The sequence below is a fragment of the Vibrio sp. Vb0667 genome, assembly GCF_033391095.1.
Map to the genome: position 1 here is coordinate 91,762 of NZ_JAWPOL010000011.1, position 14,568 is coordinate 106,329.

13 protein-coding genes are annotated in these 14,568 nt (G+C 45.7%); 8 read left to right on the forward strand and 5 right to left on the reverse strand.

Translation table 11 applies throughout. The annotated features are described in order from the left end of the window. Positions 1 to 264: 264 nt before the first annotated feature. The 6 genes from murJ to ispH all read left to right on the forward strand — a co-directional run bounded on the left by murJ (position 265) and on the right by ispH (position 7,871). Positions 265 to 1,827: a murein biosynthesis integral membrane protein MurJ gene (murJ, locus tag R8269_RS12865; RefSeq protein WP_318222552.1), complete on the forward strand. Its 1,563-nt coding sequence runs from the start codon at positions 265 to 267 to the stop codon at positions 1,825 to 1,827. A gap of 69 nt (positions 1,828 to 1,896) precedes the next feature. Further along, positions 1,897 to 2,832: a bifunctional riboflavin kinase/FAD synthetase gene (gene ribF, locus R8269_RS12870; RefSeq protein ID WP_005381933.1), complete on the forward strand. Its 936-nt coding sequence runs from the start codon at positions 1,897 to 1,899 to the stop codon at positions 2,830 to 2,832. 64 nt (positions 2,833 to 2,896) lie between these two features. Further along, complete coding sequence (gene ileS / locus R8269_RS12875) at positions 2,897 to 5,725, forward strand: isoleucine--tRNA ligase (RefSeq protein ID WP_017821497.1); 2,829 nt, start codon at positions 2,897 to 2,899, stop codon at positions 5,723 to 5,725. Between the two features lie 73 nt (positions 5,726 to 5,798). Continuing rightward, the gene (gene lspA, locus R8269_RS12880) at positions 5,799 to 6,305 is read left to right on the forward strand and encodes a signal peptidase II (RefSeq protein WP_005381924.1); all 507 of its coding nucleotides are present in this window, start codon (positions 5,799 to 5,801) and stop codon (positions 6,303 to 6,305) included. 144 nt (positions 6,306 to 6,449) lie between these two features. Then, the gene (gene fkpB / locus R8269_RS12885) at positions 6,450 to 6,881 is read left to right on the forward strand and encodes an FKBP-type peptidyl-prolyl cis-trans isomerase (protein ID WP_005381922.1); all 432 of its coding nucleotides are present in this window, start codon (positions 6,450 to 6,452) and stop codon (positions 6,879 to 6,881) included. Positions 6,882 to 6,905: 24 nt separating this feature from the next. Continuing rightward, the gene (gene ispH / locus R8269_RS12890; RefSeq protein WP_017636164.1) at positions 6,906 to 7,871 is read left to right on the forward strand and encodes a 4-hydroxy-3-methylbut-2-enyl diphosphate reductase; all 966 of its coding nucleotides are present in this window, start codon (positions 6,906 to 6,908) and stop codon (positions 7,869 to 7,871) included. A 46-nt stretch (positions 7,872 to 7,917) separates the two neighbouring features. Here the strand turns inward: ispH and R8269_RS12895 are convergent, their stop codons facing one another. The 4 genes from R8269_RS12895 to R8269_RS12910 form a co-directional block, all read right to left on the reverse strand. Beyond that, the gene (locus tag R8269_RS12895; protein WP_017636163.1) at positions 7,918 to 8,391 is read right to left on the reverse strand and encodes a low molecular weight phosphatase family protein; all 474 of its coding nucleotides are present in this window, start codon (positions 8,389 to 8,391) and stop codon (positions 7,918 to 7,920) included. A gap of 71 nt (positions 8,392 to 8,462) precedes the next feature. After that, complete coding sequence (gene btsR, locus R8269_RS12900) at positions 8,463 to 9,191, reverse strand: two-component system response regulator BtsR (RefSeq protein WP_258476709.1); 729 nt, start codon at positions 9,189 to 9,191, stop codon at positions 8,463 to 8,465. Positions 9,192 to 9,222: 31 nt separating this feature from the next. Next, on the reverse strand, positions 9,223 to 10,893 hold the full coding sequence (locus R8269_RS12905) for a sensor histidine kinase (RefSeq protein WP_005381915.1): 1,671 nt from the start codon (positions 10,891 to 10,893) through the stop codon (positions 9,223 to 9,225). 193 nt (positions 10,894 to 11,086) lie between these two features. After that, complete coding sequence (locus tag R8269_RS12910; protein ID WP_005381914.1) at positions 11,087 to 12,571, reverse strand: carbon starvation protein A; 1,485 nt, start codon at positions 12,569 to 12,571, stop codon at positions 11,087 to 11,089. Positions 12,572 to 12,851: 280 nt separating this feature from the next. Between R8269_RS12910 and R8269_RS12915 the strand changes: the two genes are divergently transcribed. After that, positions 12,852 to 13,193: a DUF2799 domain-containing protein gene (locus R8269_RS12915; protein WP_005381912.1), complete on the forward strand. Its 342-nt coding sequence runs from the start codon at positions 12,852 to 12,854 to the stop codon at positions 13,191 to 13,193. 114 nt (positions 13,194 to 13,307) lie between these two features. Beyond that, positions 13,308 to 13,580 carry a hypothetical protein gene (locus tag R8269_RS12920; RefSeq protein WP_005381911.1) on the forward strand — a complete coding sequence of 91 codons (273 nt, stop codon included), beginning with the start codon at positions 13,308 to 13,310 and terminating at the stop codon, positions 13,578 to 13,580. A gap of 51 nt (positions 13,581 to 13,631) precedes the next feature. On the opposite strand, the gene murQ is transcribed toward R8269_RS12920, so the two are convergent. Next, complete coding sequence (murQ, locus tag R8269_RS12925) at positions 13,632 to 14,561, reverse strand: N-acetylmuramic acid 6-phosphate etherase (RefSeq protein ID WP_215810542.1); 930 nt, start codon at positions 14,559 to 14,561, stop codon at positions 13,632 to 13,634. Between the last annotated feature and the right edge of the window lie 7 nt (positions 14,562 to 14,568).

Here is a 14,568-nt window from a genome sequence, read left to right on the forward strand (position 1 = left end):
GCGAGGAATATCCCTCATTTGCGCTTAAATGTCAAATGATTTGTGCAAAAACCGATCTAAGCCAAAACAAATTTTGGTAAGAGAGGTTATCGCGGTTAAGATGGCGGGGATTCTAACAGCATTTTTATACCAATGCTAATAATTATCCGCGAAAGGCACACTTATTCCTTACAACCCGCGGATAGATTTTTGACGTCTATTTGCAGCACCTGTCAGAGAAACAGTATAGGGTTAGCTGTCTTATGGTGATATTCCGAGGTTACAGTGAGTAAACGACTACTCAAGTCTGGCATGATCGTCAGTGCTATGACATTTATTTCCCGCGTTCTTGGCCTAGTTCGTGATGTTGTAGTGGCAAATTTAATGGGGGCAGGAGCAAGCGCAGACGTCTTTTTCTTCGCCAATAAAATTCCTAATTTTTTACGACGTTTGTTTGCTGAAGGTGCTTTTTCCCAAGCGTTTGTACCTGTTTTAACGGAAAGCCATGCTCAAGGCGACATGGATAAAACTCGGGAGCTCATTGCTCGTGCGGCGGGTACATTAGGGGTGATAGTCTCAATTGTTACCATCTTAGGTGTTCTAGGTTCCGGAGTGGTGACTGCACTGTTTGGTTTTGGTTGGTTCCTAGACTGGATGCATGGTGGTCCCGCGGCTGAGAAGTTCGAACTTGCTAGCGTGATGCTCAAGATTACCTTTCCTTATTTATGGTTCATCACTTTTGTTGCCCTATCGGGAGCCATTCTCAATACACTAGGTAAGTTTGCGGTTTCTTCGTTTACTCCCGTCTTCCTCAACGTAATGATCATTTTGGCAGCATGGTTTATCTCGCCGCAGATGTCACAGCCAGAGATTGGCCTTGCCATCGGTGTTTTCCTTGGTGGTTTGGTTCAGTTCTTATTTCAAATCCCTTTCCTTATTAAAGCGGGGATTATGGTTAAGCCGAAATGGGGCTGGCGCGATCCGGGCGTGGTGAAGATCCGAACCTTAATGATTCCTGCTTTGTTCGGTGTGTCGGTAAGCCAAATCAACTTGTTGTTTGATACTTTTATTGCCAGCTTTCTGCAAACCGGTTCGATCAGTTGGTTGTACTATTCAGATCGCTTGTTGGAATTCCCGTTAGGTCTGTTTGGTATTGCTATTGCAACGGTGATTTTACCAGCATTATCACGCAAACATGTTGACGCACAAAATGAAGGATTCGCACAAACCATGGACTGGGGGGTGCGCATGGTGATCTTACTTGGCCTTCCTGCAATGCTTGGTTTGATGGTACTGGCAAAACCTATGTTGATGGTGTTATTCATGCGAGGTGAGTTTTCGCCACAAGACGTACATCAAGCATCATTGTCACTCTTTGCTTACGCTTCAGGCTTGTTGAACTTTATGCTGATTAAAGTGCTCGCTCCGGGTTATTACTCGCGTCAAGACACTAAAACGCCAGTGAAATACGGCATCATTGCGATGGTGACCAACATGGTATTTAATGCAATTTTTGCGTACTTCTATGGCTACGTTGGCTTGGCTATCGCGACGGCACTATCGGCATTTGTGAATATGGCACTGCTGTATCGTGGCCTGCACATCGCAGAGGTATACCAAATCACTAAGCGAACCGTCTTCTTTATTATACGTTTAGCTATTGCTGGCGCGGCGATGGTGGCGGCAATCTTATGGCAACTGGAAGATATGTCAGTATGGCTGGGCTGGAGCTTTGCTCACCGAAGCGCGGTGCTAGGGATGTTGATCGGTTTAGGAGCCGTAGTTTACCTAGTGGTTCTATTTTTAACTGGTGCGCGTTTAAAAGACCTAAAAGCTGGGACAGACTGAGGGTGATTAGTATATAATCCGTCAGTTTCACACAGTGTAAAGTAAAACAGAGGCAGAAAGCAGTATCCAATGGAACTGATTAGAGGCATTCACAATATCAACCCGCGACATCATGGTTGTGTGCTGACTATTGGCAATTTCGATGGTGTCCATAAAGGCCATCAACAAGTATTGCAGCAAGTGTCTGAGCAAGCGGACAGGCTATCCTTGCCTTCTGTTGTGATGACCTTTGAACCTCAGCCGATGGAGCTGTTTGCCAAAGACAAGGCACCTGCAAGGTTGACGCGATTACGCGATAAGTTCGTGCAATTGAGTAAGCTCGATATTGACCGCTTACTGTGTGTCAATTTCAATCGCCATTTTGCAAGTTTAACCGCGGAAGAGTTTATCCGTGACTTGTTGGTCGAGCGTTTGGGTGTTAAGTTTCTTGTCGTTGGTGATGATTTCTGCTTTGGCAAAGGCCGTACAGGTAACTTTGCAATGCTGCAGGAAGCAGGGGAAAAATACGGCTTTGATGTCGTAAGTACCCAGAGCTTTTGTTTACAACAATTACGTGTCAGCAGTACGGCTATCCGTCAAGCGCTGGCGCGTGACGATTTGCATTCCGCGCAACAGATGCTGGGAAGAAACTACAGCATCAGCGGTCGTGTTTCTCACGGAAGAAAGCTAGGTCGAACCATTGGGTTCCCTACTGCAAATATTCCTTTGAAACGCTGTGTTTCTCCGGTTTCCGGAGTCTATGTTGTTCAAGCGCTTGGCTTAGGAAATAAGCCAGTTGGTGGTGTTGCTAATATTGGTCAAAGACCAACCGTCAATGGTGTTCGCCAACAGTTAGAAGTGCACTTATTCGACTTTCATGCCAATTTATATGGCAAGCAACTAGAAGTGGAACTTTTGCATAAACTTCGAGATGAGCAAAAGTTTGAGTCGTTTGAAGCACTTAAACAACAAATCGAATTGGATGCTGAAGCAGCAAGGGTGTGGCTGCGTCAGCTTAAGCGTTGAGCGGTTTATTCCACCGTTCAACATAATGTCTAATTTTCGCCCAATATAACGGAATTAAGAATCGATGAGTGAGTATAAAGATACCCTGAACTTACCTGAAACAGGGTTTCCAATGCGCGGCAACCTGGCCAATCGTGAGCCAGAAATGCTTAAGCGTTGGTACAAAGAAGATCTTTACGGTGAAATCCGTAAAGCTAAGAAAGGCAAAAAGTCATTCGTATTGCACGATGGCCCTCCTTACGCAAATGGTGACATTCATATTGGTCACGCACTAAACAAGATTCTTAAAGACATTATTATTAAATCCAAAACACTTTCAGGTTTTGACGCACCTTACATCCCAGGCTGGGACTGCCACGGTCTACCAATCGAATTAATGGTAGAGAAGAAAGTAGGTAAGCCAGGCCAAAAAGTGACAGCAGCGGAATTCCGCGAGAAATGTCGTGAATACGCAGCAGGTCAGGTTGAAGGTCAGAAAGAGAGCTTCAAACGCCTTGGTATCATGGGTGAGTGGGACAAGCCATACCGCACTATGGATTTCGCAACTGAAGCGAACATTATTCGTGCTCTTGGTAAGATCGCAAGCAATGGTCACCTGCTAAAAGGTTTCAAACCTGTTCACTGGTGTACAGACTGTGGTTCTGCTCTTGCTGAAGCGGAAGTAGAATACAAAGATAAAGTATCGCCATCTATCGACGTTCGTTTTAAAGCGGCTGACGAAGCGGCACTGCTATCTAAATTTGAACTGACAGAAGGTCATGAAGGTCACGGTGACGTATCTATCGTTATCTGGACAACAACACCTTGGACACTGCCTGCAAACCGCGCAGTATGTCTACGTGATGATCTAGAGTACGTGCTTATCCAAACAGAAGGCGACAACGCTGAGCGTATCATCGTTGCTGCTGAGCTAGCGAAAGACGTAATGGACCGTGCGGGTATCGAGCACTTCCACAACCTTGGCTTTGCTAAAGGTGCGGACCTAGAGCTTTCTCAATTCCAACACCCATTCTACGATTTCACTGTACCGGCGATCCTTGGTGATCACGTTACGACTGATTCAGGTACTGGTGTTGTTCACACTGCTCCTGGTCACGGTCAAGAAGACTTCGCGGTTGGTAACAAGTACAACCTAGAAGTAGCAAACCCAGTTGGCTCAAACGGTGTTTACCTACCAGATACAGAGCTATTTGCTGGTCAGCACGTATTTAAAGCGAACGATGCAGTAGTAGAAGTACTAAAAGAAAAAGGTGCACTACTACACCACCACGCTTACGAGCACAGCTACCCACACTGTTGGCGTCATAAGACCCCAATCATCTTCCGTGCTACACCTCAATGGTTCGTTTCTATGGACCAAGCTGGCCTACGTGCTAAAGCATTAGAGTCAATCAAGAATGTAGAGTGGATGCCTGAGTGGGGTCAAAGCCGCATCGAAGGTATGATCGAAGGTCGCCCTGAGTGGTGTATCTCTCGTCAACGTACTTGGGGTGTGCCAATTGCTCTGTTTGTTCATAAAGAAACAGCAGAACTTCATCCAAACACGCTAGAGCTGATCGAGAAAGTCGCTAAGCTGGTTGAAGAGAAAGGCATCCAAGCATGGTGGGATGTAGATGCCGCTGAACTACTAGGTGCTGACGCTGACCAATACGAAAAAGTGCTAGATACGCTAGACGTATGGTTCGATTCAGGTGTCACTCACTTCTCTGTTGTTGATGCTCGTGAAGAGTACAACGGCAACAGTGCAGACCTATACCTAGAAGGTTCTGACCAACACCGCGGTTGGTTCCAATCTTCTTTAATTTCATCTATTGCGATGAAAGACGAAGCACCTTACAAACAAGTACTGACACACGGTTTCGTGGTTGACGGTCAGGGTCGTAAGATGTCTAAATCTATCGGTAACGTGGTTGCGCCAAAAGACGTAACCAACAAGCTAGGTGCTGACATTCTTCGTCTATGGGTTGCTTCTACAGACTACACTGGTGAAGTTGCGGTTTCTGATGAAATCCTAAAACGCAGCGCAGATGCGTACCGTCGTATCCGTAACACAGCGCGTTTCTTCCTAGCTAACTTGAGCGGCTTCAACCCTGAAACAGACATCGTTCCTGTTGAAGAGATGGTTGCGCTAGATCGCTGGGCGGTTGGTCGTGCACTAGCAGCACAAGAAGAGATTGTTAAAGCATACGAAGAGTACAACACACACGGTGTAACTCAGCGTCTAATGCAATTCTGTTCAATCGAAATGGGCTCTTTCTACTTAGACGTAATTAAAGACCGTCAGTACACAGCAAAACGTGGCGGCAACGCTCAACGTAGCTGTCAGACTGCACTTTACTACATCGTAGAAGCGCTAGTTCGTTGGATGGCGCCAATCATGTCGTTCACTGCAGATGAAATCTGGAACGAAATGCCAGGTCAACGCGACAAGTTCGTATTCACTGGTGAGTGGTTCGACGGTCTATTCGGTCTTGCTGAAGGTGAAGAGCTGAACAACGAATTCTGGTCTGAGATCCAAGCGGTTCGTGGTGCGGTAAACAAACTTCTAGAAGATGCGCGTAAAGAGAAAACCATTGGTGGTGCACTACAAGCTGAAGTGACTCTATTTGCTGATGACGCACTAGCGGCGAAGATCAACAAACTTGAAGATGAACTGCGCTTTGTTCTACTAACCTCTGCGGCGAAAGTTAAGCCTCTAGGTGAGAAGACGGATGCAGCACAAGCGACGGATATCGAAGGCTTGTTTGTAGAAGTAGCAGCAGCTGAAGGCGAGAAGTGTGACCGTTGTTGGCACCACACGCCAGACGTAGGCACAATTGAAGGTCACGAGAAGATCTGTGGTCGTTGTGTGTCTAACGTAGACGGCGAAGGTGAAGTACGTAAATTCGCGTAATTGCCTAGAACGACTGAACTTTTTTTAAAATTAACAGCCCCAGTATTTACTGGGGCTGTTTGTAGGTAAAGTAATGAGTGAAAAAGCACTGACGTTAAAGCAATCTGGAGTTCGCTGGCTGTGGTTAGCAATTCTGGTATTTATTGCAGATATTGGCATCAAATTGGTGGTGATGGACAACATGGGCTACGGATGGGCAAACCGAATTGAGGTGTTGCCATTCTTCAACCTACTTTACGTTCATAACTACGGTGCCGCTTTCAGCTTCTTGAGCGATCAAGCTGGTTGGCAGCGTTGGTTATTTACAGGTATCGCGTTTGTTGTGACGGGTCTTTTGACCTACTGGATGAGCAAGCTTCCAGCAAAAGAAAAATGGAACAACATTGCTTATGCACTGATTATTGGTGGTGCAGTGGGCAACGTGTTTGACCGCGTCGTTCATGGCTTTGTTGTTGATTACCTAGACTTCTTCTGGGGTAACTACCACTGGCCAGCATTCAACCTTGCTGACATGGCGATCTGTATTGGTGCGGCAATGATTATTCTGGATGGCTTCCGTAAAAAAGACGCTAACAAGTAACCTTTTGCGATATATCGAATAACCCTAAGCGTCGTCCGTTGATTCGAGCGACGCTTTTTATTATGTTGGAGCGCCAATCAGCATATCAATGTATAAAAAGACCAAGCTGACAGCGTAATAACCCAAGAACAAGGAAGCATTAACGTGACAACAATAACCAATGAATCTGTAGTAACCCTTCACTTTACGATTAAAATGAAAGACGGATCGGTTGCAGATAGTACTCATAACATGGGTAAACCAGCGAAATTTGTTATGGGTGATGGCAGCTTGAGTGAAAACTTTGAGCAGTGCTTGATAGGCCTCGAAACAGGCGCACAAAAAGCGATTGAGCTAAAGGCAGAAGACGCGTTTGGTATGCCAAACCCTGATCATATTCACTATATGGATCGCACTAAATTTGTAGGTGATGCAGAAGTGGAAGTTGGTACAATCATGGCCTTCAGTGGCCCTGATGGCATGGAAATCCCGGGCATTATTACAGAGATTGCAGGCGATTCAGTCACTGTGGACTTCAACCATCCTCTAGCGGGACAAGACGTGACTTTCGAAGTTGAAATTTTGTCAGTAGAATAGCGAACCAAATAAAAGATAACTTCCATGAGCAATGAAATGAAAATCCTGTTAGCTAACCCACGTGGTTTCTGTGCTGGTGTTGACCGCGCGATTAGCATCGTAGAGCGTGCGCTAGAGATGTATCAGCCACCGATTTATGTGCGTCATGAAGTGGTGCATAACCGTTTTGTGGTTGAAGGTCTAAAACAGCGTGGTGCTATCTTCGTTGAAGAACTGCACGAAGTGCCAGACAACAACATTGTGATTTTTTCTGCTCATGGTGTATCGCAGGCGGTTCGTCAGGAAGCGAAGCTGCGTGATTTGACCGTATTTGACGCAACGTGTCCTTTAGTAACCAAAGTGCATATGGAAGTGGCGCGTGCGAGCCGTCGTAATATGGAAGTGGTTCTGATTGGTCACGCAGGTCACCCTGAAGTCGAAGGTACGATGGGGCAATACGCCAGTGAAACCGGTGGTATGTACTTGGTTGAAACTCCAGCCGATGTTGAGAAACTGAAGGCGATTGTGAAAGATCCATCCGATCTTCATTACGTAAGCCAAACGACGCTTTCTGTCGATGAAACTGCCGATGTTATCGAAGAGCTACGCCGCGTGTTCCCAGATATCCAAGGTCCACGTAAAGACGATATCTGTTATGCGACACAAAACCGCCAAGATGCCGTACGTGAATTAGCTGGTGACGTAGATGTGATGGTTGTGGTGGGTTCTAAAAACTCATCAAACTCTACACGTCTTAAAGAGCTAGCTGAAAAGCTAGGGACACCTGGCTACTTAACCGACTGTCCGGAAGATATCAAACCTGAGTGGTTCGAAGGCAAAACAAAGGTCGGCGTGACTGCGGGAGCATCTGCTCCGGAAGAGCTCGTTAATCAGATTCTAGAGCGAATCAAAGAACTCGTCGGTGCCGAAGCGGTTGATGAAGTACTTGGCCGTGAAGAGAATATGTTCTTTGAAGTACCTAAAGAACTGCAAATCAAGCAAGTGGATTAGTCTCCATTTATCGAATATTCAAAAGGCGACCTGTGGGTCGCCTTTTTTACATCTCTCTTAACTCATTTAGGTAATCACGAATTTGGTCTTTTCCTAAACCATCGATAATCATATCAGACATCTTCGTGATTCTTCGCTCAAGCGATTGAGCAACCTTTTCGCAATGTGCGTACATGTCTTCATCAGAACCATCGGTCGGAAAAGCATCAACTTGCCAGTTTACTCGAACACCACCTGCAAGCCACTGAGGAGCGGTTTCTTGATGTAAAGAATCACAGAGAATAATAACGATGTCGGGAAGAAACTGAGTTCGCTCCTCCCATGAATGCGTGTGGATATGCGGAATGGGGAGTTGGTGGTCATCTAAATATTTTTGCACCACTGGGTGCACCTTGCCTGTGGGATGTGAGCCTCCACTGGTGACACTAAAATCTGCTGGCAGGATATTGGTTGCGATTGACTCCGCGAGGACGCTTCGTCCAGCGTTGTGCTTACATATGAATAAAACTTTATACATCATCGCCTCGTCTTTTCAGAGCGTCCTATTTATACGCTAGCGGAAACTTAGCGATGATGTGTGAAGTTTTTGTGTTAGTGGCTAATGCCGAGCATCTCTTTGAGCACCTTTAAGTAGCGGCGGCTTACTGGTATCTCAAAGCCTGTTTTGGTGATGATTTCCGCTAACCCATTTTCCAGTAACTTGATTTCGCTAATCGCTTTAATACTGACTAAGTATTGACGATGGCAGCGGACTAGAGGGGTTTTCTCTTCCAACGTTTTTAATGTCAGTTGGGTGCTCGCGGTTTGGCTGGTGGAGCGTACATGCACGCCGCTGATATCACTGTAAGCACATTCCACCGTGTCGGTGGCCATGATAACGATGCGGTTGTGTCCGATGCACGGTATCTGATCCAACGTGTCAGGTGTAATAGCAGACAGTTGTTGCGTTAGGGCGGATTGGCTAATGACTTTGTTTAGTCGTTTGACCGTTTTAGTTAACCTGCATGGGTCGACAGGTTTGAGCAAGTAATCAAAGGCATTGTCTTCAAATGCTTGAATCGCATACTGATCATAAGCCGTGACAAAAACCACATAAGGCATGGTTTCTGGATCAAGCATCCCAAGTAGTTCAATCCCCGTGACTTGAGGCATTTGGATATCGAGAAACACCACATCAGGCTTAAGTTCATTGATTTTTTTTAGGCCAAGGATTGCGTTTGAGGCATCGCCCACGACCTCAACTTGGCCTGTTTCACCCAGTAACTCTGCTAGCTCTTCACGAGCAAACTGTTCATCATCAATGACGAGTGCGGTTAACATCCAACATTACCTTTATTGCTTCAGCGTGCTTTTATGATTTTGGGGGAATGATAAAGCTCATTTTAGTAAATTGATGTGGCTCGCACGTAATTTTTAGCGCTGCATCACGTCCAAATTGATTAGTGAGACGTTTGTCGACAATTTCTAAACCTAGCCCTGAGTGGTTTTCTTTTGGCGGTTCAAAACTGCCTGCGTTGTCTTCGACGGTAATCAAGTGACCTTGTGGGTGTGCTTCGCTGTATATATGAACTTTACCACCTTCAAGCATGTTTGAAATGCCATGCTTAATGGCATTCTCAACCAAAGGCTGGAGTGTAAAGCTTGGTAATTTGATGTCCAGCAATTCAGGTTGAATATCGATTTCAACCTCTAAGCGGTCCGTAAAACGCGCTTTTTCGATGCTCAAGTACGAGTTCACATGTGCAAGCTCTTCCTTTAGCGTCACGGTATTAATGTTCTGCTTTAAATTGCTGCGGAAGAAGTGCGATAAATTTTGGATTAGCTCGCGCGCTTTGTCAGGGTCACGACGAGTAATCGCACTAATAGTATTGAGTGCATTAAACAAAAAGTGTGGATTCACCTGAGCGTGAAGCAATTTTATTTCTGCTTGGGCGAGTAAGGCTTGTTGTTGTTGGTAATCGCCATAAAGGATTTGGCTAGATAGAAGCTGGGCTATTCCTTCCGCCATCGACATGTTGGCCGTCGAGAACAATTTACGCTTCGGTTCATACAGCTTTATGGTACCAATGACCTCTTTCCCTGCACGCAGTGGGATGATCAGCGCAGATCCGAGCTTGCAATCTTTTGCAATGGAGCATTGGTATGGACGCTCCGCACCATCAAGATAAATGATGTCGTTTTTCTCCATGGAGTCTAATGTGCTTTGCGATGAAATCGGCGTGTTCGGTTTATGGTGATCATCGCCAATGCCCACAAACGCCAAGATCTTTTCTTGGTCAGTAATCGCGACAGCGCCCACTTTGGTTTCTTCGTAAATAATACGTGCGATTTTCTCTGCGTTTTCGGTGTTGAAGCCGTTGCTTAGAATTCCCACTGAGCGATCAGCAATGGTGAGCGCTCGACGCGAAAACGTCGCAGAAAACTTTTCAAAGATTGCTTTTCTGTCTTGCAGGATACTCATGAACAACGCTGCACCAAATGAGTTCGCGATGATCATAGGCGCTGCAATAGCGGACACCAGTTCATAGGCTTGATCAAAAGGTTTCGCGACGGCGAGCAGCAAAATCATTTGCACCACTTCTGCAACAAACGTGACGCTGAATACGACGCTTGGATTAAACAGCAATGCGCCTTTATTTCGCTTGATAAGGTAAACGTGGAGCAAGCCACCAATTACGCCCTCGGCGGTGGTTGAAATTGCGCAGGCTAGGTCAGTAAAGCCACCAAGAGAGTATCGATGGATGCCACCAGTAAATCCGACGGCGAAACCTACAACAGGTCCACCAAACAGCCCGCCCATAACTGCGCCGATCGCACGAGTATTGGCAATAGCATCGTTGATGTGCAGACCGAAATAGGTGCCGAGAATACAAAAGCCAGAGAAGAGTACGTAACAAATTAGGCGGTGGCTTAAGCGCGAAGAAATACTCAGCAAAGGTAAGATGATTGGCGTTTTACTTAGCATGTAAGCCAAAACTAAGTACACACACATCTGTTGTAAAAGGGAGATGACCAGTTCCATAGTGAACCTAACCTAGAATCAATGTTGTTATTGTATACCTAAGTAACCTCAAGATGCTTGGCTCAGATAGATAAGAACAGCTAAGTAAATGATGCTGCGCTGTGCTTTCTGAACCTTAAAGTGACTTGGGTATAAAACAAAAAGAGCCTGCAATTGGCAGGCTCCTATCTTAGTCACTCAGATGTGACGAGTATTACGCTGTTTCTGATACGGCTTGTGGTTTCTCTTCGTCAGCCAGTTCAGTTTCACCTTTACCCTTAGAGGTTTTGATAACGTAACCTGTCACAGCTAGGGCAAACACAATACCTACGATAGTTGATAGTTGCATTGGCAGACCAAAACCTAGCGAGCTGTTGTTTAAGATGAACGTGACACATACCGTGGTCATGAAGATAGCTGGGATAGTGGTAATCCAGTGCAGCTTGTTGTGACGCAGTAGGTAAGCGGACGCAGTCCAAAGCATCATTACCGCTGTTGTTTGGTTTGCAAAACCGAAGTAGCGCCAGATAATGCCGAAGTCTACTTGAGTTAAGATACCGCCGATAACGAACAGTGGAAGTGCCATCAGTAGACGGTTACGTAGCGTTTTTTGTTCCATGTTGAAGTATTCAGCAAGGATCAAGCGGCTTGAACGGAACGCTGTATCGCCAGACGTAATTGGTAGGATAACCACCCCCAGGAACGCAAGGATACCACCGAACACACCTAGCAGACCAAATGATGCGCTGTATACCACGTTACCAGGGCCACCGTTTTTCACAGCTTCTGATAGAGCGTCTAGAGAGCCGAAGAAAGACAGAGCGATAGCACACCAAATTAGCGCGATAACACCTTCACCAATCATTGCACCGTAGAATACGAAGCGACCGTTTTTCTCATTTTCCATACAACGCGCCATCAGTGGAGACTGAGTTGCGTGGAAGCCAGAGATAGCGCCACATGCGATAGTGATGAACAATGCAGGCCATAACGGCATGTCATTTGGGTTGAGGTTAGAGAACATGTCCGAAACTTGGAAGTCACCCATTACTGTGTGTTCGCTAGAGAAAGCAACGGCTGTCATTAGGCCAACAGACATAAAGATAAGTAGGGCGCCAAACAGTGGGTAGAAACGACCAATGATTTTATCGACAGGAACAATCGTCGCAATGATGTAGTAAGCAAAGATAGCAATAACCATCGTTGTCATGCTTACACTCAAGCTTGTTTGATCATTGATGAGGTTAGTAATCATGCCAGCAGGGGCTGAAACGAACACTACGCCAACTAGAAGCAATAGGACAATGGCAAAAATATTCATAAAGTGTTTTGCGCCATTACCTAGGTAGCGACCTGTAATGGTAGGTACAGATGCACCGCCGTTACGCACTGAAAGCATGCCTGAGAAGTAATCGTGTACTGCACCAGCAAAAATACAACCGACTACAATCCAAAGCATCGCCGCAGGACCGTATAGTGCCCCCATGATCGGGCCAAAAATTGGACCAACACCTGCGATGTTAAGTAGTTGAACTAGGTAAACTTTCTTTGTTGACATTGGAACGAAGTCAACACCGTCCGATTTGGTGTGAGCTGGCGTTTGGCGTTTTTCATTGATGCCGAAAATCTTCTCGACGAAAGCGCCGTAGATGAAGTATCCGCCGATTAGGGCTGCGACACAGGTTAGAAACCACATCATAGCAATTGTCCTTGGTCTTAGTTGGGTAGGGTAATTTTTTAATCTCAGGATGCATGTTATGCGTCACTTGTGTTAAATGCATTCGGTTAGTAGATGAGTGGTCGAATAGAGCACTGAGTGGTCGATATGCTGCTTGAGCGGTTTTTAAAAATGGCGAAAGGTTGATGACAGTCTTGAGCGGCTGATTTGAGTCATCAGTGGTTAAATCTGCAAGCTCAGCGGCAAGCGCCAATAATTAGTGGTAAGCTTATTTTTGAAAACAATTACTTAAGGAAGAACCATGAAAAAGGTAACGGTAGGTCTGGCACTGGCTTTACTTGCAGGATGCACAGCAACGACAGCAGATCTTGCCAAGTCGGGAGATTGGCATCAGATCGGATATCAAGATGGCATAACCGGACACACATCGCGCACGATGAGCGAGCTTCGTGAGTTGGGTAGTGTTAAGCAAAGTGACTACGACCAAGGTTATTTAGAAGGTTTACGTGAGTACTGTAATCCTGCTTTTGCGTATCAAATGGGGTTATCTGGTCAGTATTACGAAGGGGTTTGTGAAGGTACTGAGCAAGCGCAAAAATTCCGCATGGAATGGCAACGTGGTTGGAATGAATACTCAAATTAATAGTCAATAAAGCCGTTGTTACACTGTCTGCATCACATAAATGTGGCAAAATCTTCCTTATTAAACTATGTTCACATTGCTTGATAGTGAGCACAGAAAAAAAGGAATCACATTATGTCAACGCAAATGGCTGGTGGCTGGAGTCCATTTCATGAACTCACAGCAGAGAATAAAGAAGTATTTGCTAAAGGTATCGAGGGGTTTGTCGGTGTCAAATACTCCCCTTTGGTTGTGGCTACTCAAGTCGTAGCCGGACAAAACTATGCGTTTTTCTGTAATGCAGAAGTTGTCTACCCTGGAGCACAACCATACCCAGCAATGGTTCATATGTTCAGCGACCTTGAAGGTAAAGTCGGTATTACTCACATTGAACGATTGAACTACTAAATTAAGCCATAAAAGGCGCCTGACTTTTAAATAAGTGAGGCGCTTTATTGATTAAGATTGATTAGCTTGCTCGATCACGACTTTTCTTAAATATCCTTGTTTGGCTTTCAGTTGCTCAGTCGCGCTTTCTTTATCCAGCCCGGTTAAAATCATCAAAATAGCTAACTTGGCGTCGTAGTCCGTTTCTTTGAGCGCCGTTTTAGCCTCTTGGTTAGTACAATCTGTTGCTTGCATAACAATACGAGCCGCTCTTGCAACTAGCTTTGCATTCGTCGCTTTCACATCTACCATTAAGTTCTGATAACTTTTGCCCAGGCGAATCATGCTTGCGGTAGTGAGCATGTTTAGTACGAGTTTTTGTGCCGTCCCTGATTTTAAGCGAGTGGACCCCGTTAACGCTTCAGGTCCAACAACGGGGCTAATCGCAATATCGGCAATATCTGCAATCGGAGAGTCAGGGTTACAAGATAGTGCTACAGTGGTGGCACCAAGCTCGTTCGCATACTCTAAGCCACCAATCACGTAAGGTGTTCGTCCACTTGCCGCAATACCAACGACGACATCGCGTTGTGTTAGCGTATTCTCTTTAAGATCTTGCTCGCCTAATGTAGGGTCGTCCTCCGCCCCTTCTTTTGCACGGAACATTGCCTCTTTTCCACCGGCAATAATACCAACGACCATCTCTGGATCTGTGCCAAAAGTTGGTGGGCATTCTGAAGCGTCCAAAACGCCAAGTCGACCACTGGTACCCGCACCGATGTAAAACAACCGACCTCCGACCTTAAATGCTTCCGTGATCTTATCAACGGCTTCAGCGATCTCAGGCAATACTTTTTCAACGGCAAGAGGAACGAGTTTGTCCTGTTGGTTGATGCGTTGAACAATATCGAGAGAAGGTAGCAAGTCGATGTCCATGGTGTCTGGATTTCGCCCTTCAGATACCAGATGGGATAAAGCTGCGATAAGTGCATCGTTCGTCATAATGAAT